At 35.2% G+C, this 23076-nt stretch carries 38 protein-coding genes; 37 read left to right on the plus strand and 1 reads right to left on the minus strand.

Annotated features, from left to right (window positions below; genetic code table 11):
* Window positions 1-106: 106 nt before the first annotated feature.
* The 29 genes from MTQ00_RS18085 to rplQ all read left to right on the plus strand — a co-directional run bounded on the left by MTQ00_RS18085 (window position 107) and on the right by rplQ (window position 14873).
* Window positions 107-871: a DeoR/GlpR family DNA-binding transcription regulator gene (locus MTQ00_RS18085; RefSeq protein WP_172284544.1), complete on the plus strand. Its 765-nt coding sequence runs from the start codon at window positions 107-109 to the stop codon at window positions 869-871.
* A gap of 227 nt (window positions 872-1098) precedes the next feature.
* Window positions 1099-1725, plus strand: coding sequence for a 50S ribosomal protein L3 (rplC, locus tag MTQ00_RS18090; RefSeq protein WP_007839520.1), 627 nt, complete (start codon window positions 1099-1101; stop codon window positions 1723-1725).
* Complete coding sequence (gene rplD, locus MTQ00_RS18095; RefSeq protein WP_172284542.1) at window positions 1716-2345, plus strand: 50S ribosomal protein L4; 630 nt, start codon at window positions 1716-1718, stop codon at window positions 2343-2345. Before rplC ends, rplD begins: the two co-directional genes overlap by 10 nt.
* Before the next feature lie 3 nt (window positions 2346-2348).
* Entirely contained in the window at window positions 2349-2639 is a 291-nt protein-coding gene (gene rplW / locus MTQ00_RS18100; RefSeq protein ID WP_042720941.1) for a 50S ribosomal protein L23, read from the plus strand.
* 22 nt (window positions 2640-2661) lie between these two features.
* Window positions 2662-3483, plus strand: a complete 822-nt coding sequence (rplB, locus tag MTQ00_RS18105; protein ID WP_172284540.1) for a 50S ribosomal protein L2 — start codon at window positions 2662-2664, stop codon at window positions 3481-3483.
* A 2-nt stretch (window positions 3484-3485) separates the two neighbouring features.
* The gene (rpsS, locus tag MTQ00_RS18110) at window positions 3486-3764 is read left to right on the plus strand and encodes a 30S ribosomal protein S19 (protein ID WP_002983209.1); all 279 of its coding nucleotides are present in this window, start codon (window positions 3486-3488) and stop codon (window positions 3762-3764) included.
* Window positions 3765-3766: 2 nt separating this feature from the next.
* Entirely contained in the window at window positions 3767-4165 is a 399-nt protein-coding gene (gene rplV, locus MTQ00_RS18115) for a 50S ribosomal protein L22 (RefSeq protein WP_172284538.1), read from the plus strand.
* Between the two features lie 7 nt (window positions 4166-4172).
* Entirely contained in the window at window positions 4173-4907 is a 735-nt protein-coding gene (gene rpsC, locus MTQ00_RS18120; RefSeq protein ID WP_172284536.1) for a 30S ribosomal protein S3, read from the plus strand.
* 78 nt (window positions 4908-4985) lie between these two features.
* Window positions 4986-5411 (plus strand): 50S ribosomal protein L16, encoded by a 426-nt coding sequence (gene rplP, locus MTQ00_RS18125; protein WP_172284535.1) that lies wholly within the window; start codon window positions 4986-4988, stop codon window positions 5409-5411.
* A 12-nt stretch (window positions 5412-5423) separates the two neighbouring features.
* Window positions 5424-5612: a 50S ribosomal protein L29 gene (rpmC, locus tag MTQ00_RS18130; protein WP_172284533.1), complete on the plus strand. Its 189-nt coding sequence runs from the start codon at window positions 5424-5426 to the stop codon at window positions 5610-5612.
* An 11-nt stretch (window positions 5613-5623) separates the two neighbouring features.
* Window positions 5624-5881 carry a 30S ribosomal protein S17 gene (rpsQ, locus tag MTQ00_RS18135; protein ID WP_052186088.1) on the plus strand — a complete coding sequence of 86 codons (258 nt, stop codon included), beginning with the start codon at window positions 5624-5626 and terminating at the stop codon, window positions 5879-5881.
* Window positions 5881-6249 (plus strand): 50S ribosomal protein L14, encoded by a 369-nt coding sequence (rplN, locus tag MTQ00_RS18140; protein ID WP_007839504.1) that lies wholly within the window; start codon window positions 5881-5883, stop codon window positions 6247-6249. The genes rpsQ and rplN overlap by 1 nt, the downstream gene beginning before the upstream one ends.
* A 22-nt stretch (window positions 6250-6271) precedes the next feature.
* Window positions 6272-6598: a 50S ribosomal protein L24 gene (rplX, locus tag MTQ00_RS18145; protein WP_172284531.1), complete on the plus strand. Its 327-nt coding sequence runs from the start codon at window positions 6272-6274 to the stop codon at window positions 6596-6598.
* 13 nt (window positions 6599-6611) lie between these two features.
* Window positions 6612-7163, plus strand: coding sequence for a 50S ribosomal protein L5 (rplE, locus tag MTQ00_RS18150; protein ID WP_039364081.1), 552 nt, complete (start codon window positions 6612-6614; stop codon window positions 7161-7163).
* Window positions 7164-7166: 3 nt separating this feature from the next.
* Window positions 7167-7436 carry a 30S ribosomal protein S14 gene (gene rpsN, locus MTQ00_RS18155; RefSeq protein ID WP_007839501.1) on the plus strand — a complete coding sequence of 90 codons (270 nt, stop codon included), beginning with the start codon at window positions 7167-7169 and terminating at the stop codon, window positions 7434-7436.
* A gap of 143 nt (window positions 7437-7579) precedes the next feature.
* Window positions 7580-7978: a 30S ribosomal protein S8 gene (gene rpsH, locus MTQ00_RS18160; protein WP_172284529.1), complete on the plus strand. Its 399-nt coding sequence runs from the start codon at window positions 7580-7582 to the stop codon at window positions 7976-7978.
* Between the two features lie 17 nt (window positions 7979-7995).
* Window positions 7996-8541, plus strand: a complete 546-nt coding sequence (gene rplF, locus MTQ00_RS18165) for a 50S ribosomal protein L6 (RefSeq protein ID WP_172284527.1) — start codon at window positions 7996-7998, stop codon at window positions 8539-8541.
* A gap of 14 nt (window positions 8542-8555) precedes the next feature.
* The gene (gene rplR, locus MTQ00_RS18170; RefSeq protein ID WP_172284525.1) at window positions 8556-8909 is read left to right on the plus strand and encodes a 50S ribosomal protein L18; all 354 of its coding nucleotides are present in this window, start codon (window positions 8556-8558) and stop codon (window positions 8907-8909) included.
* Window positions 8910-8928: 19 nt separating this feature from the next.
* Complete coding sequence (rpsE, locus tag MTQ00_RS18175) at window positions 8929-9450, plus strand: 30S ribosomal protein S5 (protein ID WP_172284523.1); 522 nt, start codon at window positions 8929-8931, stop codon at window positions 9448-9450.
* Between the two features lie 10 nt (window positions 9451-9460).
* Window positions 9461-9637 (plus strand): 50S ribosomal protein L30, encoded by a 177-nt coding sequence (rpmD, locus tag MTQ00_RS18180; protein ID WP_007839493.1) that lies wholly within the window; start codon window positions 9461-9463, stop codon window positions 9635-9637.
* An 18-nt stretch (window positions 9638-9655) separates the two neighbouring features.
* Window positions 9656-10105, plus strand: a complete 450-nt coding sequence (gene rplO, locus MTQ00_RS18185) for a 50S ribosomal protein L15 (protein WP_172284521.1) — start codon at window positions 9656-9658, stop codon at window positions 10103-10105.
* A gap of 9 nt (window positions 10106-10114) precedes the next feature.
* Window positions 10115-11494 carry a preprotein translocase subunit SecY gene (secY, locus tag MTQ00_RS18190; protein WP_172284519.1) on the plus strand — a complete coding sequence of 460 codons (1380 nt, stop codon included), beginning with the start codon at window positions 10115-10117 and terminating at the stop codon, window positions 11492-11494.
* A gap of 3 nt (window positions 11495-11497) precedes the next feature.
* On the plus strand, window positions 11498-11713 hold the full coding sequence (gene infA, locus MTQ00_RS18195) for a translation initiation factor IF-1 (protein ID WP_034684855.1): 216 nt from the start codon (window positions 11498-11500) through the stop codon (window positions 11711-11713).
* A 63-nt stretch (window positions 11714-11776) separates the two neighbouring features.
* Window positions 11777-11893: a 50S ribosomal protein L36 gene (gene rpmJ / locus MTQ00_RS18200; RefSeq protein WP_007839480.1), complete on the plus strand. Its 117-nt coding sequence runs from the start codon at window positions 11777-11779 to the stop codon at window positions 11891-11893.
* Window positions 11894-11902: 9 nt separating this feature from the next.
* The gene (gene rpsM, locus MTQ00_RS18205) at window positions 11903-12280 is read left to right on the plus strand and encodes a 30S ribosomal protein S13 (protein WP_040993540.1); all 378 of its coding nucleotides are present in this window, start codon (window positions 11903-11905) and stop codon (window positions 12278-12280) included.
* 12 nt (window positions 12281-12292) lie between these two features.
* The gene (gene rpsK / locus MTQ00_RS18210; protein ID WP_089028777.1) at window positions 12293-12682 is read left to right on the plus strand and encodes a 30S ribosomal protein S11; all 390 of its coding nucleotides are present in this window, start codon (window positions 12293-12295) and stop codon (window positions 12680-12682) included.
* Between the two features lie 19 nt (window positions 12683-12701).
* Window positions 12702-13310 (plus strand): 30S ribosomal protein S4, encoded by a 609-nt coding sequence (rpsD, locus tag MTQ00_RS18215; protein ID WP_172284517.1) that lies wholly within the window; start codon window positions 12702-12704, stop codon window positions 13308-13310.
* Window positions 13311-13343: 33 nt separating this feature from the next.
* Window positions 13344-14339 carry a DNA-directed RNA polymerase subunit alpha gene (locus MTQ00_RS18220; RefSeq protein WP_172284507.1) on the plus strand — a complete coding sequence of 332 codons (996 nt, stop codon included), beginning with the start codon at window positions 13344-13346 and terminating at the stop codon, window positions 14337-14339.
* Between the two features lie 6 nt (window positions 14340-14345).
* A complete protein-coding gene (gene rplQ / locus MTQ00_RS18225; RefSeq protein WP_172284505.1) occupies window positions 14346-14873 on the plus strand; it encodes a 50S ribosomal protein L17 in 528 nt (175 codons plus the stop codon).
* 55 nt (window positions 14874-14928) lie between these two features.
* Here the strand turns inward: rplQ and MTQ00_RS18230 are convergent, their stop codons facing one another.
* On the minus strand, window positions 14929-15363 hold the full coding sequence (locus MTQ00_RS18230; RefSeq protein WP_273650547.1) for a hypothetical protein: 435 nt from the start codon (window positions 15361-15363) through the stop codon (window positions 14929-14931).
* A gap of 68 nt (window positions 15364-15431) precedes the next feature.
* On the opposite strand from MTQ00_RS18230, the gene MTQ00_RS18235 reads away from it, so the two are divergent.
* The 8 genes from MTQ00_RS18235 to eno all read left to right on the plus strand — a co-directional run bounded on the left by MTQ00_RS18235 (window position 15432) and on the right by eno (window position 23010).
* Window positions 15432-17297 (plus strand): glycoside hydrolase family 35 protein, encoded by a 1866-nt coding sequence (locus MTQ00_RS18235; protein ID WP_273650548.1) that lies wholly within the window; start codon window positions 15432-15434, stop codon window positions 17295-17297.
* Window positions 17298-17472: 175 nt separating this feature from the next.
* Window positions 17473-18105, plus strand: a complete 633-nt coding sequence (locus MTQ00_RS18240) for a response regulator transcription factor (RefSeq protein WP_273650549.1) — start codon at window positions 17473-17475, stop codon at window positions 18103-18105.
* Window positions 18106-18111: 6 nt separating this feature from the next.
* Window positions 18112-18867 (plus strand): hypothetical protein, encoded by a 756-nt coding sequence (locus MTQ00_RS18245; RefSeq protein WP_273650550.1) that lies wholly within the window; start codon window positions 18112-18114, stop codon window positions 18865-18867.
* A gap of 639 nt (window positions 18868-19506) precedes the next feature.
* A complete protein-coding gene (locus tag MTQ00_RS18250) occupies window positions 19507-20292 on the plus strand; it encodes a sensor histidine kinase (RefSeq protein ID WP_273650551.1) in 786 nt (261 codons plus the stop codon).
* A gap of 87 nt (window positions 20293-20379) precedes the next feature.
* Window positions 20380-20706: a hypothetical protein gene (locus MTQ00_RS18255; protein WP_273650552.1), complete on the plus strand. Its 327-nt coding sequence runs from the start codon at window positions 20380-20382 to the stop codon at window positions 20704-20706.
* 17 nt (window positions 20707-20723) lie between these two features.
* Window positions 20724-20927, plus strand: coding sequence for a hypothetical protein (locus MTQ00_RS18260; RefSeq protein WP_172284491.1), 204 nt, complete (start codon window positions 20724-20726; stop codon window positions 20925-20927).
* Window positions 20927-21508, plus strand: a complete 582-nt coding sequence (locus MTQ00_RS18265; RefSeq protein WP_172284490.1) for a hypothetical protein — start codon at window positions 20927-20929, stop codon at window positions 21506-21508. Before MTQ00_RS18260 ends, MTQ00_RS18265 begins: the two co-directional genes overlap by 1 nt.
* A 209-nt stretch (window positions 21509-21717) precedes the next feature.
* Window positions 21718-23010, plus strand: a complete 1293-nt coding sequence (gene eno, locus MTQ00_RS18270; protein WP_172284488.1) for a phosphopyruvate hydratase — start codon at window positions 21718-21720, stop codon at window positions 23008-23010.
* Window positions 23011-23076: the final 66 nt, after the last annotated feature.

Consider the following 23076-nt stretch of genomic DNA (forward strand, 5'->3'; position numbering starts at 1 on the left):
GTTAAGTTTCGAATTCAAAGCTAGTAATTAAAAATGAAAGTAAAAAGAAAATAAGTGAAATTTTATGTTCTTGGAAAAAAACAATAACTTTGGGGAAAGAAAAAGAATGGAAAAATTAATACCAAGGCATACTGAGATACTGCAGGAGCTGGAAAAGAAAGATTATGTTCTCGTGCAGGAATTATGCGAAAAGTATAATGTTTCTTCCGTTACCATTCGAAAGGATCTGAACTATTTAGAAAGCTTGGGTCTTCTTTTTCGAAATCATGGAGGTGCAAGCAAGCATGTGAGGTATGCGTACGAAAAGAACGTAGATGAAAAGGAGAATATTAATGTAGAGGCTAAGCAGAATATTGCCAAGGCGGCAGTGAAACTTATAGAAGAAAACGATTGTATTATTCTGGCTTCAGGAACTACAATGCATTATCTGGCAAGGATGCTGGTGAATTTCGGTCGTCTTACTGTGCTTACGTCATCGCTGAGAGTGGCACTGGAGTTATGTAATAATCCTAATATAAATATTATACAATTGGGGGGTGAGGTTCGTAAAAGTTCTACATCGATCGTGGGTTCTATATCCGAAACAATTCTTGCTCAGTTTTCATGCAATAAATTATTCCTGGGGGTAGACGGCATTGATATGGATTTTGGAATCAGTACTTCCAATGCAGCTGAAGCACACCTCAATCAATTAATGATAGAATGTTCCGATAAAGTGATGATATTGGCGGACTCATCCAAACTAAACAAAAAAGGCTTCGGTAAGATTTCTTCTTTAGATAAAATAGATTATCTGATTACCGATGATGGCATACTGGAAGAGGATAAAAAGAGGCTCGAAGAAATAGGTCTGAGTGTTATCACGAAGTAGTCATGCTATGTTCTATGCTCTGGTTAGATTCGGGCTTGAAAAGTAATTTATTTTGTAAACGACTAAAAATCAAAATATTTTGCTGTAAAAATTTGTCAATCTAAAAATTATCCATAAATTTGCACACTCATTTTAGGGGAAAAGTATGCCCATCTCAAACGTGGAAATTACTTTAGCTTGCTGAAAATGAGGATAAATAAAGGATAAATTTTATTATAACATAAACAATGTCAGGTATTATTGGTAAAAAAATCGGTATGACGTCTTTGTTTAACGAAGAAGGAAAAAACATTCCTTGTACAGTTATTCAAGCTGGTCCGTGCTCGGTTTTACAGGTCAGAACCATTGAAAAGGACGGATACAAGTCAGTTCAATTAGGTTTCGATGACAAGAGTGAAAAGAACGTTGGTAAAGCGTTAGCTGGCCATTTTAAAAAGGCTGGTTCTGCTCCTAAAGCTAAATTGGTAGAATTCTACAGAGAATTCGTTGATGAAGTAAAAGTAGGAGAAGAAGTAAAAGTTGATTTATTCGCTGAAGGTGAATATGTTGACGTAACAGGTACTTCTAAAGGTAAAGGTTTCCAAGGTGTTGTTAAAAGACACGGATTTGGAGGTGTAATGCAAGCTACTCATGGTCAGCACAACAGACTTAGAGCTCCAGGTTCTATCGGTGCTGGATCGGATCCTTCGAGAGTATTCAAAGGAATGAGAATGGCGGGTAGAATGGGAGGTAAGCAGGTAACTGTTCAAAACCTTCAAGTATTAAAAGTGGATCAAGAACAAAATCTTTTAGTAGTAAAAGGTGCTGTTCCGGGAGCTAAAAATTCTTATGTAATTATCAGAAAATGGAACTAGTAGTATTAAATACATCAGGAAAAGAGACCGGAAGAAAAGTAACTCTAGACGAAACAGTATTCGGAATTGAGCCAAATCAGCACGCGGTTTACTTAGAAGTTAAGCAATATCTTGCCGCTCAGAGACAAGGTACTCATAAATCAAAAGAAAGAAGCGAAATTACGGCTTCTACTAAAAAGCTTAAGAAGCAAAAAGGATCTGGATCTGCTAGATATGGTGATATTAAATCTCCAACATTCAGAGGTGGAGGTAGAGTATTCGGACCAAAACCGAGAGACTACAGATTCAAATTGAACAAAGCTCTTAAGAGATTAGCAAAAAAATCTGTTTTATCTCAGAAATTGAGAGATAACAGTATTAAAGTATTAGAGGCTTTCAATTTCGAAACTCCTAAAACTAAAGAGTTTATCAACATCAATAACGCTTTAGGATTCGAAGGTAAAAAATCTCTTTACATCTTAGATGAAGCAAACAAAAATGTTTATTTATCTTCAAGAAACCTACCTAAGACTAAAGTTCTTGCTTATAACGAAATTAGTTCTTATGACCTAATCAATGCAGGTGAGATCGTATTCTTAGAAGGTGCTATCGAGAAATTCCAAGAAAATTTAAAGAAATAAGTCATGTCTATTATTATTAAACCAGTTATTTCAGAAAAGGCTAATTACCTTACAGATTTAAGAGGTTCTTATTCTTTCTTAGTGGATACTAAGGCGAATAAAATCCAGATCAAAAAAGCTGTTGAAGCAGCTTACGGTGTAAAAGTAGCAGACGTTAACACAATGATTTATGCTCCGAAGGTTTCTTCGAAATACACTAAAAAAGGTCTTCAAGTAGGAAAGACAAACAAATTGAAAAAAGCGGTAATCAAACTTGCTGAAGGTGAGGTTATCGATATTTTTGCTGTAAATTAATTATTAATTATAAATAATAGTAATGTCTGTTAGAAAATTAAAACCTATCACCCCGGGACAGAGATTCAGAATTGTAAATAATTTTGAGGAAATTACTACCAACAAACCAGAGAAATCTCTAACAGTTGGTATTAAAAAGTCAGGTGGACGTAACCAAACAGGTAAAATGACCATGCGTTACACCGGAGGTGGACACAAAAAGAAATACAGAATTATCGACTTCAAAAGAAACAAACATGATGTTGAAGCAACGGTAAAATCTGTAGAATACGATCCAAACAGAACTGCATTTATCGCTTTATTAGAGTACGCAGATGGAGAGAAGAGATATATCATCGCTCCAAACGGTATTAAAGTTGATCAAAAGGTGATTGCAGGAGAAAGCGTAGAGCCAAATATCGGTAACGCAATGAAATTGAAAAATATTCCATTAGGTACTGTTATTTCTTGTGTTGAAATGAAGCCTGGACAAGGTGCTATTTTAGCAAGAAGTGCTGGTTCTTCAGCTCAATTAACTTCAAGAGACGGAAAATATGCAATCATCAAATTGCCTTCAGGAGAATCTAGAATGATCCTTACTGAATGTTATGCAATGATTGGATCTGTTTCTAACTCTGATCACCAATTAACAGTATCAGGAAAAGCTGGTAGAAGCAGATGGTTAGGTAGAAGACCAAGAACAAGAGCGGTTGTAATGAACCCGGTAGATCACCCAATGGGTGGTGGTGAAGGACGTTCTTCAGGAGGTCACCCAAGATCTAGAAACGGTAAACCGGCTAAAGGTTACAAAACTAGAAAGAAAAACAAAGTGTCTAACCGTTACATCGTATCTAAAAGAAAATAATTATGGCAAGATCACTTAAAAAAGGACCGTTCATTCATCATACTTTAGATAAGAAGGTTCAGGCAAATATAGAGTCTGGTAAGAAGACAGTTATCAAAACTTGGTCTAGAGCATCGATGATCTCTCCGGACTTCGTAGGACAAACTATTGCTGTACATAACGGGAAATCTTTTATCCCTGTATATGTTACAGAAAACATGGTTGGTCACAAGTTAGGCGAATTTTCTCCAACAAGATCTTTCAGAGGTCATGGTGGTAACAAAAACAAAGGAAGCAGATAATCATGGGATCAAGAAAACAAGATAGTTCAATCGCAAGAAAAGAAGCTAACAAAGACGTTGTAAAGGCTTCATTAAACAATTGCCCGTCTTCTCCAAGAAAAATGAGATTAGTTGCTGATATCATCAGAGGAGAGCAGGTAGATAAAGCTCTTTATATCCTTAAATATTCTAAAAAAGAAGCATCTAACAAGTTAGAGAAATTACTTCTTTCTGCTATGGCAAACTGGCAGACGAAAAACGAAGGTTCGGATATAGAAGAAGCTAACCTTATCATTAAAGAAATATTCGTGGATAGTGCAAGACAATTGAAGAGACTAAGACCAGCTCCACAAGGTAGAGGTCATAGAATCAGAAAAAGATCTAACCACGTTACACTAATCTTAGGTAATAAAGAAAATTAATCAAGGTATGGGACAGAAGACAAATCCAATTGGTAACAGATTAGGTATCATCAGAGGATGGGATTCTAACTGGTTTGGTGGAAACGATTATGGAGACAGAATCGCTGAAGACTACAAAATCAGAAGATACCTTGAAGCTAGATTATCTAAAGGTGGAATTTCAAAAATCTTTATTGAAAGAACATTAAAATTAGTTACAGTTACTATTACTACTGCTAGACCGGGACTTATCATCGGGAAAGGAGGTCAGGAAGTTGATAAATTGAAAGAAGAGTTGAAGAAATTGACTGGTAAGGATATTCAGATCAACATTTTCGAAATCAAAAGACCTGAGCTTGATGCAGTATTAGTTGCTGATAGCATTGCTAAGCAAATTGAAAACAGAATTTCTTACAGAAGAGCTGTTAAAATGGCTATTGCAAGCACAATGAGAATGGGTGCAGAAGGTATCAAAGTTCAGATCTCTGGTAGATTGAACGGAGCTGAAATGGCAAGAAGCGAATCTTTCAAAGACGGAAGAATTCCTTTATCTACTTTCAGAGCTGATATCGATTACCACATTGCAGAGGCTCATACTACTTATGGTAGACTTGGGGTTAAAGTTTGGATTATGAAAGGTGAAGTTTATGGTAAAAGAGAACTTTCTCCTTTAGTAGGACAACAGAAAAAAGGACCTTCAGGAGGAGGAAACAGAGGAGACAGAGATAACAGAAGACCTTCAAGAGATAAAAAAAATAATTAATAAAATTTTAGAGGATAGTTTTTAAATGACCGTTACTTTTTTAAAATCTAAATTCTAAAATCTAAAATTTAAGAAATTATGTTACAACCAAAAAGAACCAAATTCCGTAGAGTTCATAAGATGAAGATGAAGGGGATTGCTCAGAGAGGTAATCAACTTGCTTACGGAACTTTCGGAATCAAAGCTACAGAAGGAGCTTGGATCACTGCAAGACAGATTGAAGCTGCGCGTATCGCTGCGACAAGATATATGAAGAGAGAAGGTCAACTATGGATCAAAATTTTCCCGGATAAGCCAATTACTAAAAAACCAGCTGAAGTAAGGATGGGTAAAGGTAAAGGTGCTGTGGAATATTGGGTAGCTGTAGTAAAACCAGGTAAAATTATGTTTGAAGTTGGTGGTGTACCTTACGAAATCGCTAAGGAAGCTTTAAGACTTGCTGCTCAGAAATTACCGGTAGTGACCAAATTTGTAGTTGCGAACGATTTTGTTAAACCTCTATAATCTTTGAATACAATGAAAAAAGCTGAAATTAAAAATCTAAGCGCAGAAGATATTCAAGCTAAATTGACTGAAGCTAAAGCTGAGTTCTCTAAAATGAAATTAGCTCACAAAATCAGTCCTCTTGAAAATCCAATTCAAATCAGAGATTTGAGAAAGACAATCGCAAGACTAAATACAGAGTTAACCACTAAACAACAATAAGATTTTCATACATTATGGAAAGAAACTTAAGAAAAGAAAGAATCGGAATAGTTTCCAGCAATAAAATGGAAAAGACCATTGTTGTAAGTGAGACTACTAGAGTGAAACACCCGATGTACGGTAAATTCGTATTAAAAACGAAAAAATATACTGCACACGACGAAAACAACGAATGCACAGAAGGAGATACAGTTCTTATCCAAGAAACTAGACCAATGAGCAAGAGTAAAAGATGGAGATTAGTAAGAATCATTGAAAAAGCTAAGTAATGTTACAAACAGAATCAAGATTAAAAGTTGCTGATAACACAGGTGCTAAAGAAGTATTGGTTATCAGAGTTCTGGGAGGAACCAGAAGAAGATATGCTTCAGTTGGTGATAAAATCGTAGTTACGATCAAAGATTCTACACCATCAGGAAATGCTAAAAAAGGTCAGGTATCTAAAGCTGTAGTAGTAAGAACTAAAAAAGCAGTTAGAAGAAAAGATGGATCATACATCAAATTCGAAGATAACGCTTGTGTATTACTAAACGCAGCAGGAGAAATGAGAGGAACACGTGTTTTCGGACCTGTGGCTCGTGAGTTGAGAGACAAAGAATATATGAAAATCATTTCATTAGCTCCTGAAGTACTTTAATTTTTAAAATTTTTAAAAGAAAATGTCAAAGTTAAAAATAAAAAGAGGAGATAACGTAATCATTACTACTGGTAAGAAAGATATCAAAGGTAAGACTGGTGAAGTTATTGAAGTGATCAAAAAAGAAGGTAGAGACCCTAGAGTAATTGTTGCAGGACTTAACATCATTAAGAAACACGTTAAGCCTTCAGCTTCAAATCCTCAAGGAGGAATCGTTGAAAGAGAAGCTTCTATTCATATCTCAAATGTAGCTTTAGTTGGTAAAGACGGTAAAGCTGTAAAAGTAGGTTACAAAACTGAAGGAGATAAGAAGGTAAGAATCAACAAAAAAACGGGTGAAACTTTATAATTTTAAATAACACATGGAATATATAGCAAGACCCAAGAAAGCATATAAAGAAACAATTGTTCCTGCAATGATGGAAGAATTTGGGTACAAATCTGTAATGCAGGTGCCTAAATTGGAAAAAATCATCTTATCTCAAGGATTAGGTGATGCTACTGCAGACAAAAAGATCATTGATTATGCTGTAGAAGAACTTACAAACATTACTGGTCAAAAGGCCGTAGGTACTATCTCTAAGAAAGACGAAGCTGCTTTCAAATTGAGAAAAGGAATGCCTGTAGGAGCTAAAGTTACTTTAAGAGCGAATAAAATGTATGAGTTCTTAGACAGACTTACTTCTTCTGCTTTACCACGTATTAGAGATTTTTCTGGTATCAAAGCTGATGGTTTCGATGGTAGAGGTAATTATAACTTAGGTATTACTGAGCAAATTATCTTCCCTGAGATCGTAATCGACAAAGTGAAAAAAATCCAAGGGATGGACATCACTTTCGTTACAACTGCGAAAACAGATAAAGAAGCGAAAGCATTATTAACTCACTTCGGTTTACCATTTAAAAAGAACTAAGAAATGGCTAAAGAATCAATGAAAGCGCGTGAGCGCAAAAGAGAAGCACTAGTTGCTAAATACGCTGACAAAAGAAAAGCTTTAAAAGAAGCTGGTGATTATGAAGCACTTCAGAAATTACCTAAAAATGCTTCTCCTGTAAGATTACACAACAGATGTAAACTAACAGGTAGACCAAGAGGATACATGAGAACGTTCGGAATTTCCAGAGTAACTTTCAGAGAAATGGCAAACAACGGTCTTATCCCAGGAGTTAAAAAGGCTAGTTGGTAATCATTAATCAATAATCGGGACAATTAAGTTGTCTGGATACTAAAGAAAAAAATATCAGACCTAAGATTTCTGAAGTCTGATATTTTACTCTTCAAGTCCTTTCAATACTGATTGTTCTTCAACCAATAATTTAAAATAGAAAAATGGTAACAGATCCAATTTCAGATTTCCTAACCAGAGTAAGGAACGCACAAAGCGCAGGCCACAAAGTGGTGGAAATTCCTGCATCGAAAATCAAAAAGGAGATTACGAAAATCTTATTTGATCAAGGGTATATCTTAAACTTCAAGTTTGAAGATAACGCTGTTCAAGGGACTATCAAAATCGCTTTAAAGTATGACAAGCAAACTAACAAACCAGCTATTAAATCTATCCAGAGAGCTTCAAGACCAGGTTTGAGACAGTACAAAGGTTCTGCTGAACTTCCAAGAGTATTGAACGGTTTGGGTGTAGCTATTATCTCTACTTCAAGAGGAGTAATGACAGATAAGAAAGCTAGAGAAGAGAAAGTAGGCGGTGAAGTAATCTGCTATGTTTATTAATTTTTAATCAAAGGAAAATGTCAAGAATTGGTAAAGCAATTATAACAATTCCTGCTGGAGTTACCATCACTGAAAATAACAGTGTAGTAACTGTAAAAGGTCCTAAAGGAGAACTTACTCAGGAACTTACAGAAGGAATTACTTTAGAACAAAAAGATGGAGAACTGAATGTAAACAGACCATCTGATTCTAAACAACACAGAGCGCTTCACGGTTTATACAGAGCGTTAATCAACAACATGATTGTTGGTGTATCTGCAGGTTTCGAAAAGAAACTAGAACTTGTAGGGGTAGGATATAGAGCATCTCACTCAGGTCAAAAACTTGAGTTGGCTTTAGGATTCTCTCACGGTATTACATTAGAGCTTCCTAGCGAAGTTAAAATTGATACATTGACTGAAAAAGGTAAAAACCCAATTATTACTTTAACGTCTTTCGACAAGCAACTTCTTGGAATGGTGGCTGCGAAGATCCGTTCATTCAGAAAACCTGAACCATACAAAGGAAAAGGTGTAAGATTCGTAGGTGAAAATGTTAGACGTAAAGCTGGTAAATCTGCTTAATAAATTATAAGAAAATGGCATTAAGTAAATTAGAAAAAAGAATAAGAATCAAAAGAAGAGTAAGAGGAAAAATCTCTGGATCTTCTGAATTGCCAAGATTATCGGTATATAAGAGTAATAAGGAAATTTACGCTCAGTTAATCGACGATAAAGATGGTAAAACTTTAGTAGCTGCTTCTTCAAGAGAGAAAGGAGTAGACGCTAATGGAACTAAAATTGAAGTTTCTGCTGCTGTTGGTAAAGCTATCGCTGCTAAAGCTATCGCTGCAGGAATTGAAAATATTGTGTTTGATAGAAACGGTTTCGTATACCATGGAAGAGTGAAAGCTCTAGCTGATGGTGCGAGAGAAGGTGGACTTAAATTCTAATCATTAAATTTCGGAAAATATGTTAGGACTAGATAATATAGAAAGAGTAAAACCGGGAGGATTAGAATTAAAAGATCGTCTCGTAGCTGTAAACAGAGTAACAAAAGTAACTAAAGGGGGTAGAGCTTTCGGCTTTTCTGCTATTGTAGTTGTTGGAAATGAAGATGGAATTATTGGTTACGGTTTAGGAAAATCTAAGGAAGTTGCTTCTGCAATTGCTAAAGCAGTTGAAGATGCTAAGAAAAACCTTGTGAAAGTTCCTGTAATGAACCACACTATTCCTCACCAAACTACTGCTAGATACGGTGGTGCAGATATCTTCTTAAGACCTGCTTCTCACGGTACAGGACTTATCGCCGGTGGTGCGGTAAGAGCGGTATTGGAATCTGCTGGTATTCACGATATCCTTTCAAAATCTAAAGGATCTTCTAACCCTCACAACGTGGTGAAAGCTACTTTCAAAGCATTGTTAGACATCAGAAGACCTGAGGAAATTGCAAGAATGAGAGGAGTTTCTTTAACTAAAGTGTTTAACGGTTAATATAAAAACAATGGCAACAATTAAAGTAAAGCAAGTAAGAAGCGCTATTGGAAGAACGAAAACCCAAAAGAGAACGCTTGAAGCATTAGGATTTAAGAAACTTCACCAAGTTGTAGAGCACGAAGCTACGCCTTCTATTTTAGGAATGATAGCTGCAGTTAGTCATTTACTTGAAGTTCAAAAATAATTTTAAAAAGAAATTAAAATGAATTTAAACAACATAAAACCTGCTGCAGGTTCTACTTTTAATTCAAAAAGAATTGGTAGAGGACAAGGTAGTGGAAAAGGAGGTACTTCTACAAAAGGACACAAAGGTCAGAAATCTAGAGCTGGTTATTCTCAGAAGATCGGTTTCGAAGGTGGACAGATGCCTTTACAGAGAAGATTACCAAAATTTGGTTTCAAAAATGTAAACAGAAAAGAATATAGAGCTATTAACCTGGACTCTATCCAAACTTTAATAGAAAATAAATCTATCACTGGAGATATTACTAAAGAAGTTTTGGTAGCAAACGGTTTAGCTACTAAAAACGAAATAGTGAAAATTATGGGTAGAGGAGAATTGAAATCTGCGGTTTCAATCTCTGCTGACAAATTCACTAAATCTGCTGAAGAGCTTATTGCTAAGGCAGGTGGAAAAGCAATTACATTATAATAGTAACTAATGAAAGAATTTATACAAACCCTCAAAAATATTTGGAGCCTAAAGGAATTAAGAGATAAAATTCTTTTTACGTTAGGTATTATCCTTGTGTATAGATTCGCATCTTATATCTCTCTACCTGCAATTAACCTTGCACAAGTAGGAGATCTCTTAGAGCATTATAAAAGTCAAGGCGGTAACAAGCAAGGAGCAGGTCTCCTTGGCTTGCTTTCGTCGTTTACAGGGGGGGCTTTCAGCCACGCTTCTGTTATGGCACTTGGTATAATGCCTTATATTTCAGCTTCTATTATTGTTCAGTTGATGGGGATGGCTATTCCTTATCTTCAGAAACTTCAGAAAGATGGAGAGTCAGGTAGAAATACATTGAATCAAATTACAAGATGGTTAACAATCGGTGTGTGTTTAGTACAAGCACCTTCTTATTTAACTTCTATTACTCAATTATTTTTACCATATGCTCAGTTCCAGTCTGCATACTATGTAGAGCCAAATTCTATCATGTTCTGGTTACCAAGTATTGTTATTTTGGTTGCCGGTTCAGTATTTGCAATGTGGCTAGGTGAGAAAATTACCGATAAAGGAATAGGAAATGGTATTTCTATACTTATTATGGTAGGTATCTTATCTAGACTTCCAGAAGCATTTGTTCAGGAAATGGCCGTGCAGAACGGAAAAGGAGGGATGGGATCTATTATGATCCTTATTGAGGTGATATTCTGGATGTTGGTTGTTCTTTTAGCAGTAGTGTTATCTGTTGCTGTGAGAAAGATTCCAATTCAATATGTAAGCAGAGCACAAGCAAGAGGAGGTGTAAATAAAAATCTTATGCAGGGAGCAAGACAGTGGATCCCATTGAAAGTTAACGCTGCCGGAGTTATGCCAATTATCTTTGCTCAGGCATTGATGTTTGTTCCAGGTTTATTAACTAAATTTGATGAATCCAATACTTTTCTTGCAGGTTTCAAGAATGTTTTTAGCTGGCAGTACAATGTATTGTTTGCATTACTGATTATAATCTTTTCATTTTTCTATACTGCAATTACAATTCCGGTGAACCAAATGGCCGATGATTTAAAGAGAAACGGAGGTTTGGTACCGAAAGTAAGACCAGGAAAAGAGACGGCTGATTATTTAGATGATATTTTATCTAAAATTACCTTGCCAGGTGCAATATTTTTATCTATCTTTGCAATCCTTCCGGCAATTGTACACGGAAGCTTAGTTCAGACAGATGCGTTCGCCCTATTTTTCGGGGGAACGTCACTATTGATTATGGTTGGAGTTATTTTAGATACTGTTCAACAGATTAATACATATCTGCTGAACCATCATTATGATGGCTTAATGCAGTCTAAATTATCAAGAACGACTGGATATTAATTTATGGCGAAACAAAAACATATTGAACAAGACGGCGTAATAACGGAAGCACTTTCGAACGCTCAGTTCCGTGTAGAGCTAGAAAATGGGCATATACTTATAGCTCATATTTCTGGTAAAATGAGAATGCATTATATTAAACTTTTACCTGGAGATAAGGTAAAACTAGAAATGTCTCCCTATGATTTGACAAAAGGGAGAATTACTTTTAGATATTAAACAAACGCCAAATGGAGTCTTCGGGTTTCCATTTGGCTATTGTTAAAAAATAAATACTATCAAATGAAAGTTAGAGCATCAATTAAGAAAAGAAGCGCTGATTGCAAAATTGTACGCAGAAAAGGTGTACTTTTTGTGATCAACAAGAAGAACCCAAAATTTAAACAAAGACAAGGCTAATATTAAATTATGGCGAGAATTGCAGGTATTGATTTACCAAAAAACAAAAGAGGCGTTATCGGTTTAACTTATATTTATGGGGTGGGAAGAAGTACTTCTTCTGAAATCCTTAAAGCTGCCGGTATCAGCGAAGACAAGAAAGTCAACGAATGGAATGACGATGAATTGGCTGCAATTAGAACTTATATCTCTGAAAACATTAAAGTAGAAGGAGAATTACGTTCTGAAGTGCAATTGAACATCAAGAGATTGATGGACATAGGATGCCAACGAGGAATACGTCACAGACTAGGACTACCTTTAAGAGGCCAGAGAACGAAAAACAACTCTAGAACCCGTAAAGGAAAGAGAAAAACTGTTGCTAACAAGAAAAAAGCTAGTAAATAATCGTTAGGAATTATGGCAAAACAAACTAAAGTAGTTAAGAAAAGAAAAGTAAAAGTTGAAGCTATTGGTGAAGCGCATATTCAGGCTTCTTTCAATAACATCATCATTTCTTTAACAAATAAAAGCGGAGAAGTTATCTCTTGGGCATCTGCCGGTAAAATGGGATTCAGAGGTTCTAAAAAGAATACTCCATTTGCTGCTCAAATGGCAGCAGAAAATTGCTCTAATGTTGCTCATGAAGCTGGATTAAGAAGAGTAAAGGTGTTTGTGAAAGGTCCTGGGGCAGGTAGAGAATCTGCAATCAGAACTATTCACAATTCAGGAATTGAAGTTAGCGAAATCATTGATGTGACTCCAATGCCGCACAATGGATGTAGACCACCAAAAAGAAGAAGAGTTTAATTTTTAGAATTTACCCATTATGGCAAGATATATTGGACCTAAAACTAAGATTGCTAGAAAGTTTGGTGCTGCAATCTACGGAGATGATAAAAACTTCGAGAAAAGAAAAAACCAACCGCCAGGACAACACGGTCCTAACAAAAGAAGAGGTGCTAAGAAATCAGAATATGCAGTTCAGTTAGCTGAAAAACAAAAAGCTAAATATACTTATGGTATTTTAGAAAGACAGTTTGCAAACTTATTCGATAAAGCACACAGAAGTAAAGGTGTAACAGGTGAAGTTCTATTACAACTTTGCGAATCTAGATTGGATAACGTAGTATACAGATTAGGTTTTGCTAAAACCAGAGCTGGTGCTAGACAATTGGTTTCTCACAGACACATCACTGTGAATGGAGAACTGGTAAATATTCCATCTTATTTGCTTAAAGCTGGTGATGTAATTGCAGTAAGAGAAAAGTCTAAGTCTCTTGAAGTAGTTACTGATGCATTAGCTTATAAAGCAAACTATGAGTGGTTACAATTCAACGATGAGAAGAAAGAAGGTACTTTCGTATCTGCGCCTGAAAGAATCCAGATTCCGGAGGAGATCAAGGAACAGCTTATCGTCGAACTTTACTCTAAATAATTTTTTAATCAAATTTTTGCTCAACCCAATAATATGGCAATTTTACAATTCATAAAACCCGATAAAGTAATTTTACTTAACTCTGATGAATTTAAAGGTCAATTTGAATTCAGACCTTTAGAACCAGGTTTCGGGCTTACAATAGGTAATGCTTTGAGAAGAGTGTTGCTTTCTTCTCTGGAAGGATATGCTATTTCATCTATCAAAATAGAAGGTGTAGAGCACGAATTTTCAACTATTCCAGGAGTAATCGAAGATGTTACCGAAATTATTCTTAACCTTAAGCAGGTAAGATTAAAATCTATAGCGGAAAACCAGTCCAACGAGCAGGTTGTTGCTAAGGTTTCTGGTCAAACGATTATTACTGCTGGAGATTTAGGTAAATCAATCAACGGATTTGAGATCTTGAATCCTGAGTTGGTGATTTGCAACCTGAACAGTGATGTAACTTTCGAAATTACTTTCAATATAGAAAAGGGTAGAGGGTATGTTCCTTCTGAACAAAATAAGTCAAACAATGCACCTGTAGGTACTATTGCTATTGACTCTATTTTCACTCCAATTAAGAAAGTGCAGTACAGTATTGAAAATTATCGTGTAGAGCAAAAAACAGACTACGAAAAACTTGTATTAGATATAGAAACTGATGGTTCCATCAGTCCTCAAAATGCTTTGACAGAAGCTTCTAAGATATTAATTTATCACTTCATGTTGTTCTCTGATGAGAGAATCACGCTTGAAACAGAAGCTGTAAAAGCATCTATCCAATATGACGAAGAAACTCTTCACACAAGACAACTTCTTAAATCTAAACTAGCAGATATGGATCTTTCAGTAAGAGCTCTGAACTGTTTGAAGGCTGCAGAAGTTGAAACGTTAGGAGAATTAGTTTCTTACAGTAAGTCTGATTTGATGAAATTCAGAAATTTTGGTAAAAAATCTTTGACAGAACTAGAAGAATTAGTGCATTCAAAAGGTCTTAACTTCGGTTTCGACGTTGCAAAATATAAGTTAGACGCTGATAAATAATTAATAATGAGACACGGTAAAAAATTCAATCACTTAGGAAGGACAGCTTCTCACAGAAGTGCGTTACTTTCTAATATGGCTTGTTCTCTAATTGAGCATAAAAGAATCAACACTACTGTAGCTAAAGCTAAAGCTTTAAGAGTATATGTTGAGCCCCTATTAACAAAAGCAAAAGAAGATACTACACATAATAGAAGAACTGTATTTTCATATCTTCAAAATAAAGAAGCTGTTACTGAATTGTTCAGAACTGTAGCACCTAAAATCGCTGAAAGAAATGGCGGTTATACAAGAATCATCAAGACTGGTTTCAGACAAGGTGATGCTGCTGATATGGCTCTTATCGAGTTAGTAGACTTCAATGAGCTTTACAATCCTAATGCTGAAGAGAAAAAAGCTACAAGAAGAAGCAGAAGATCTACAACTGCTAAAAAGGCAGAAACTGTAGTTGCTGATGCTCCTGTAGTAGAAGAAAAAGTTGAAGAGCCTAAGGCTGAAGCAGCTGATTCTACAGAGGAAAAGACTGAAGAATAATATTCATTCAGATATAAATAAAAACCGTTCAGGACTCTGAACGGTTTTTTTATTTTTATATTTTGGTTCTTACTAATTCGATCACATTGTTTCCTTGCTCAAGGTGCAGGCTATCTCCTTTTACCCTTGCAGTCATGTCATCTTTTTTATAGACTGTTTCCCCATCTTTAGTTTCTTCTTTAGGAAGGGTAAACGTCTTTTTGTTACTGGTTATTGCTACTGTACTCTCTTTTGGATCATTTTTGAAAACTACTTTTACCAAGGATCCATCGGTTGCCTTATATACAAAATCTGTTTTTTCAATTCTTTTACCGTTTACGTCTATAATGGATGAACTTGCCGAAGCTGAATCTATCTTTCCATTTTGATCAGATACTGCTGATACTGAACTATCAGTTTTAATGATGTTTTTATTGCCATCGGTTGATTTTTTACAGCCTACTACTGCTAAAAGAAATATAGTGTTGAGTAAAATGATCGTTTTTTTCATGATTGATAAAGTTTAATATGAAGTCTTTAATTTTATTCTTTATTTTTACAAAAATCATGCCTTGCCCTATGAAATCTCACTATAAATATTTTCTTCTGATCATTCTGATTATGTCCTTTAATTCAATGTTTTCTCAAATAAAAAGAGATCAATTTGAAATTAAAGACGGTCATTTTTTATTGAATGAAAAAGAGTTTATTATCCATTCGGGTGAACTTCATTATCCTAGAGTGCCATCAGAGTACTGGAAACACCGTCTTCAGATGATGAAAGCAATGGGGCTAAACACGGTTACTACCTATGTATTTTGGAATTATCATGAAGAAGGTCCTGGAAAGTGGAATTTCTCCGGAGAAAAGGATCTGAAAAAATTTATAAAAACAGCACAGGAAGTTGGATTGTACGTGATTATTCGTCCTGGACCTTACGTGTGTGCAGAATGGGAATTTGGAGGATATCCATGGTGGTTGCAAAAGGATAAAAATTTAGAAATAAGGACCTATAACCAGCCCTTTTTGAAAGAGTGCGAAAAATATATTAATCAGCTGGCAAAGCAGATCATTCCTTTGCAGATCAATAATGGCGGACCTGTTATAATGGTTCAGGCAGAAAATGAGTTTGGCTCCTATGTTGCCCAAAGAAAAGATATACCATTGGAGAAGCACCGAAGATACAGCCATGAAATTAAAAATATGTTGGTTAAATCGGGCATTTCTGTCCCATTCTTTACCTCGGACGGAAGCTCCCTTTTTGAGGGCGGAGCGATAGAAGGTGCATTACCGACGGCCAACGGGGAAGATAATATTGAGACCCTTAAAGAGAAAGTGAATGCATATAACGGAAATAAAGGACCGTATATGGTAGCTGAATATTATCCGGGATGGCTTGACCACTGGGCCGAACCTTTTGTGAAAGTTCCTGTAGAAGATGTAGTAAAGCAAACTGAGTTATACATCAAGAATGGGGTGTCATTTAATTATTATATGATTCATGGAGGAACCAATTTCGGATTTACGAGTGGTGCTAATTATGATAAGAACCACGACATTCAACCGGATATTACAAGCTATGATTATGACGCTCCGATAAGCGAAGCAGGATGGGAAACTCCAAAATATACAGCACTACGTACTATATTTCAAAAACTGAATCCAAAAAAGCTTCCTGAAGTGCCTGCCCGGAAAAAGGTTATTACATTCTCACATGCAAAATTTTCTAAAACTCTTTCTATTTTTGATTTAATAGAGGGACAGAAATTTGTATCAGCAGAAAGACCCTATACATTTGAAGAACTGAATCAAGGTAACGGCTACGTTCTTTACCGGATAAAATTTGATAAAGATCATAAAGGGAAACTTGAAATAAAAGGGTTGAGAGATTATGCAAATATTTATATTGATAAGATTTGGAAAGGTGAATTGAACAGATACTATAAAAAATATGATCTTGATATCTCAATCAAGGCCGGGGAGACTTTGGATATCCTTGTTGAAAATATGGGACGGATCAATTACGGAGCTGAAATTGTACATAACCTTAAGGGAATTATAAGTCCTGTTGAAATCAATGGAGATCCTGTTAAAGGTCTATGGAAAATGTATTCGCTTCCTTTTGATAAGATACCTGAACTAAAAAATAAGTCGAAAGATATTCCTGAAAGGAGCCCTGTAATAAAAGAAGCAAAATTTCAACTCAAAGAAAAAGGAGATACTTTTCTTGATATGAGAAATTTCGGAAAAGGAATTGTGTTTGTGAATGGAAAAAATGTAGGGAGATACTGGAGCAAGGTAGGTCCCCAGCTTACATTGTATGTTCCTGGTGTATGGTTGAAAAAAGGAGAAAATACTATTCAGGTTTTTGAGCAGATTAATGATAAAAACATATCAGAAATTAACAGTGTAAGTACACCAGTTCTAGATGAATTGATTAAATAATCAAAAAAATATTATTTTAAATTAAGTGATATGATATCAGTCGTTAACTGAAAGAAATTGATTAACTTTAAAAGAAGAAAAACTAAATAAACCAACTCAAATTTAAAGATTACACAAAAGTGTAATTGATTCTGCTTTGTTTTCTGTAGATTTTTGTCTCAAATAAGTAAAGGACATGAGTATTTCAATAGCCATAGTAGAAGATGAAAAAAACTACAACAATGCGTTGAAGAAGGTCATCAATTATCAGGCTGATATGAAAGTCATTGCCCAGTTCTTTGACGGCAACGATGCACTGCATAATTTACCTCTTATTTCTCCGGACGTTGTGATGATGGATATCCAGCTTCAGGATATGCTTGGAATTGAAATCATTGAAAAAGTACGGAAAGATATGCCCGATACCCAGTTTATCATGTGTACAAGCTTCGAAGATGATGAAAAGATCTTTAATTCTCTAAAAGCAGGTGCAATGGGATATCTCATCAAAGGAGAAAGCATGGACAAAATTCTCGCCTCTATTCGTGATGTATACAATGGAGGTGCACCGATGAGCTTTTCTATAGCACGAAGGGTGCTAAATCATTTTGAAAAAAAGACAACCGATGTAAAAGAATTTGATGAATTGACGCATCGGGAAAAAGAAATTCTTGGACTACTTTCACAAGGCTTGTTGTATAAAGAAATTGCAGACCAAAAATGCATAAGCATGGATACGGTAAAAAAGCATGTTGGAAATATCTATCGAAAATTGCATGTAAGCAATAAAGTAGAAGCTATCAATAAATTTAACCACTTTAAAAACTAAAAAACCATGAGAAACTTAGAGAATGAAAGCACAGATTGTGCTGAAAAAAAATTGGACTTAATAAGGGATATTTTACAATTAGATTGCGAGGTAATCAATGATTATTCTACACTGAGTCCACTTGTGAACTTGAAACTTTCAGCAGAACAAACCGGATGTATGAACGAGGGAGCAAATAGAATACTGAAGGAAACTCTTGAAGACTTTAAAATTGAAACCGGATCTTTCAAAAACCTTCCCATAAAATATAAATATATACACTTTATTTTTGTGGATAAAACCTCTTTGATGAGATTCCCCACTATTCAACCGGGAAGTCATAAGCATAATTTATACTATATAATTGTTGTGTGTGATCATGAAGACCTGAATGTTTTTGATTTCATCACTTACGATGCTTATTTAGTAGATAGTGCCGGAATGGCTAAAACAATAGAACTGCCAAAGGAAATTTATGCTGAAATGAGAAAAGAGTTTTTGGGAGGAGTTGGAAAGGCTATTAGAGAAAACTCTACTTACAATGCAATTACAGAATATATATCTTTTTCTAATGTTATGTTTGAAACCTTTAGAAATGATTTGTCCGGAAACTTTAAGGAGGTGAATGTGAGGTTAATTGCAATACATAAAAATTGTGATATTAACAGTCAAAATGTTGCAGTATCAAGAGTTTTAAATGATAATAAAAAACAAAGCAGATTATCATTAGCATTTCAAAAGGAAGATCAAGGATTCTATGATATAGGTAATATGCAACCGTAATGTACTCTGATTTCCAATTAGCATATTTGATTATTCTTTTTCTTGTTGCTTCTTTTTCGTTGATCCTATGTATAAGGAATGGAAAGAAGCAACAGGAATTTTTGTGTCTCTACCTCGGATTGACTTTTATTCTTGAATTTTTAATGTACATTGTCCAGATATATTTTAAGACCACCGCGAACTTTGGTTTCTTATACAATGCTTATATTCTATTTTGTACATTATTTTTCCTCATTTATTTTAATCGGGGACAGGATATCGTCCTGGTTAAAATCAATAATGTAATTTTCTTTCTTTTTCTCATTATCTATCTTGGTTTCATTTTAAAAAATTATAAAGAAGTCAATCAGACTATAGGTATAGCTTTTTCGTTAGTATACATACTCTACAGTCTGATTTGGTTCTATGGAAAATTAAAGCGTCCAAATACCAAGAGCATCATGCAGGATCCAAAGTTCTGGATTTCCTGTGGTTTATTATTTTGGGGAGTATTTTTTGTTTTAAGAATTATACCGCGGTACGTTTTTGATAAAATTGATGATAAAGTATTAATTGCGTCACAGTCATTTTTTTTCATTGTTAATATCATTTTTTATTTCCTTTTTTTAATTTCTTTATCCAAATACACAAAAAAACATAATGACTTCTCTTAATGAACTAAAATTAACCTATGCAATCATTACAGTTGTTATGCTGTTCTTTGTGGTATTTATCATCTTTGTAGTATTAATGTACAATAGGAAGCAGCTTTTGTTTGTAAAAGAAAAACAACTTAAAGAAGCAGAATACCAAAATCAATTGTTACAAAAAGAGCTCGAAAAACAAAAACTGATTGAGCAGGAGCGGGAACGGATCTCACATGATATGCACGATGATCTGGGAGCGGGAATTTCAGCTCTTAAACTTCAGGCAGAATTTTTAAAACAAAAAGCAGAGAATAGTGATCTAACAAATGATATTGACGAGCTGCTAAAAACATCTGAAGAAATGAATATTTCGATGAGGGAAATGCTTTGGAATTTGAATACAGGAAACGATACGATTGGAAGCTTTACAAGTTACTCAAAAATGTATACTGAAAGCTTCCTGAAAAAAACATCCATCAATTTTATTGTGACAGATCGGGGGATCATTCAGAATATGCCGGTTTCCGCTGAAATTAGAAGAAATATGTTTTTGTGCTTAAAAGAATCATTGAATAATGCCTATAAACATAGCAAGGCAAATAAAATATCAATTTCGTTTTCACAAAGGGATCGTGAATTTAGTATGGAGATTTCGGATGATGGAATAGGGATGATTGAAGGAAAAAATGAAGGGAATGGTCTTCGAAATATGAAACGCAGGATGAAGGAACTAAATGGAGAATTTGAAATTGTTTCCAAAGAAGATGGAACTGCTGTGATTTTTACAATAGAGATCTAACCATCATGCGAATTACATAATCACCCTTTTGTGTAATTGACTTTAATCTCTTTTAGTGAGAAATTTGATAGAGTAAAATTCACCATCATGAAAACTACAATTAACAACAGTTTTGAAGATTTCAAACAGACACTAAGCAACAACAATAAACTACAGCAGGAATTTAGGGATAATCCTATTCAGGCTGTCAATAGTATTGAAGTAAAAAATCCCAAAGAAACCGATACCTGGATATATAGAATTATCGTCCTGATGTTTGGGCTTGCGATTATTGGTATCATAACAGGATTGATTATATTATCCTTGCACAAGGAAATTACTTTAAACGAGCAGTTAATTACCATTTTTACTGCTATTTCATCAGGAGCGATTGGAGCCCTGGCAGGACTTTTAGCTCCTTCACCTAACAAATAACCTAAAAAACTATAATCATGACTAAAATTATCACAAACTACCTCTTAGATTGGAACATTAAATCCAGAAGCGGAAAGATCATCTTAAAGTTTAAAGATGCAGGATCTGAAGAAATCATGGAGGATTTAGATTACGAAACTTTCAGTGCATTAGCACATGTACTTGGAAAAGGCAAAGCCAAATATGACCCAACTGATAACTCAATTTATAATGTAATGTGATGAAAAATATATTTTTAACATTGGGAACAGTTCTTTTGTTCACTTCTTGCAGTAACCTGCATAAGGCAACATTGGAAGAACTGAAAAGTACAACCTCAAACTATCAGATGTCGTATGATGCCATGCGAAGAGGAGCCATAGTAAGCATTAGACCAGATGGAAAAATCAACAAAATATTATCGGAGGTGCAACCAGATGCTGCCATTGCCAGAACCACAGATATAACAAGTACGCTCATGGGTAAGCTGAAGTCGGGGGATAGTGTTTCTGCTGAACAAATGACTAAAATTACAGAAAGCCTTTCCAGACTTGGTGAAAGGACTGCTCCGGTTAATATGCTTAGAGATGCATTATACAGATTGGAAGAACACTGTATTAATTTTGAAGAGCAATGCAAAGGAGAGCTCTATTGGACTAGTTTTAATAATATTGTTAATAATATCACTGAACTTCAGGGCAAAATTTCAGAAACGGCAAAAGAGGAAGCTAATAAAGCAAAAGCCCAGGCTGAAGAAGAAAAAGCTAAAACTTTAAGAACATTAACGCCGGAAGAACGAAAAAAATATGATTTGACACCGTGAAATAACCAACAAAAATCAGTTGCTATGTCATGCATTTTTAAATTCTCCAAATTACCCTGAAAATTTTGGAGAATTTTATGTTTTTATTACCAAATATTAAAGTCCAGTTTTTTCATACCACTGTTTTTTTCATTAAATTTGTAACTCAAGTATATTAATTAATAATAAACAACTGGAAGCATTTTGCAGATAGTATAAACAGAAAAATTATGAGTTACATTTCTTACATTGAAGCGAGACAAATTTTGGATTCAAGAGGGAATCCTACAATAGAAGTTGATGTATTCACGGAGAATGGTGCAATGGGGCGTGCTGCGGTACCTTCAGGAGCTTCTACGGGAGAGCATGAAGCCGTTGAATTACGTGACGGAGGTTCAGAATATTTGGGGAAAGGTGTCCTTAAAGCCGTTGAGAATGTAAGAGAAGTTATTGCTCCAGAATTAGTAGGGCTTCCGGTTTATGACCAAAACCTTTTAGATCAGATCATGATCGACCTTGATGGGACTAAGAATAAAGGAAATCTTGGAGCAAATGCTATTCTTGGAGTTTCATTAGCAGCAGCAAAAGCAGCAGCAACAGAGTTAAGAATGCCATTATATAAATATGTAGGAGGAGTAAATGCAAATACACTTCCTGTACCTATGATGAACGTAATCAATGGAGGATCACACTCAGATGCGCCAATTGCTTTCCAGGAATTTATGATCATGCCTGTAAAAGCAGATTCATTTTCCCATGCATTGAGAAAGGGGACTGAAATTTTCCACAGCTTAAAATCTATTCTTCATTCAAGAGGTTTATCTACAGCGGTGGGTGACGAAGGAGGTTTTGCTCCAACGTTTACAGGAACGGAAGATGCTTTGGATACATTACTTCAGGCTATTGAGAAAGCAGGTTACAAACCTGGAGATGATATTATGCTGGCGCTGGACTGTGCTGCATCAGAATTCTATAAAGATGGAATTTACGATTACAGAAAATTCCAGACGGCTGACGCTGCTCAGTTCACAAGCAGTGAGCAGGTTTCTTATCTTGCTGAATTAGCAGCTAAATACCCTATTATCTCTATCGAGGATGGTATGCAGGAAAATGACTGGGAAGGTTGGAAAATGTTAACGGATAAAATCGGAGACAGAGTTCAGCTTGTAGGAGATGACTTATTCGTAACCAATGTTGAGAGACTTGCAAGAGGTGTTAAAGAAGGTATTGCCAATTCAATCCTTGTAAAAGTAAACCAGATAGGTTCTCTATCTGAAACGATGGCTGCTGTACAAATGGCTCAGCACAACAAATTTACTTCAGTAATGTCTCACAGATCAGGAGAAACAGAAGATTCTACTATTGCTGATTTAGCAGTAGCTATGAACTGCGGGCAGATCAAAACAGGATCAGCTTCAAGATCAGACAGAATGGCTAAATACAACCAGTTATTGAGAATAGAAGAAGCTCTTGGAGAAACAGCTATTTTCCCAGGATTGGAAGCATTTAAAATTAAAAGATAATTGAAAATATAAATAACGGCGAACGATAATTTGTTTGCTGTTTTTTTATGGAATTTTAGTAAATTT

The sequence above is a fragment of the Chryseobacterium sp. B21-037 genome (assembly GCF_028570785.1).
Taxonomy (GTDB): Bacteria; Bacteroidota; Bacteroidia; order Flavobacteriales; family Weeksellaceae; genus Chryseobacterium; species Chryseobacterium proteolyticum.